Source organism: Bradyrhizobium sp. WYCCWR15520, assembly GCF_056174665.1.
Genome location: NZ_JBWBWM010000179.1, coordinates 1 through 595, shown reverse-complemented (window position 1 = coordinate 595; position 595 = coordinate 1). Strand labels below are relative to the sequence as shown.

Here is a 595-nt window from a genome sequence, read left to right as displayed (position 1 = left end):
GCCTGTCCCGCTCTACCATCTGTTTGACTTCCGGATTGTCAAACACGACCGGAAGCGGCAAATACCTCGGCATCGTTTGAAAGGCTTCGGCAAACAGCTGAATCGTTTCAGACGAATAGGTGTTGACACTTGAGTGGCTGATTCCGCCTTTCAGTTGTACGACCTCTGCGCCCTTCACCTGTTTGGGCTGCATATTTTGGGCGATTTGGTACATTGTCGTTCCCCAGCTGACGCCGACAATGTCGCCGTCCTTGACTGCGCCGTGCATGTATTCGGCTCCGAAGCGGCTGAGATAATGCGTGATGGTCGTATAATCCGCGGTCGGCGAAAAAACAACATGTGCTTCCATGAGCCCGTATTTTTCCTCAAGCATCGCACCGAGCGCATCCATATCTTCAAACGGATCCATGACGCGGATTTGGACATACCCCTTTTCCTTGGCGAACTGCAGCAGCCTTGATACCGTCGGTCTTGAAATCTGCAGCTGTTCGGCGATTTGCTGCTGGCTGTAGTCAGACTGATAATAGAGCCTCGCAGCTTCAATGCTCAATTGCTGTTTTTCCTTGTCCATCACGTTCCTCCCCTTTAGTAACGC

Annotated in this window: 1 protein-coding gene; it reads right to left on the bottom strand. The window is 51.8% G+C overall.

The window, feature by feature from the left end; all coding sequences use genetic code 11:
- A partial coding sequence (locus tag AC0QUY_RS42750; protein WP_475391761.1) for a sugar-binding transcriptional regulator occupies positions 1–571 on the bottom strand: 571 nt, incomplete at its 3' end.
- Positions 572–595: the final 24 nt, after the last annotated feature.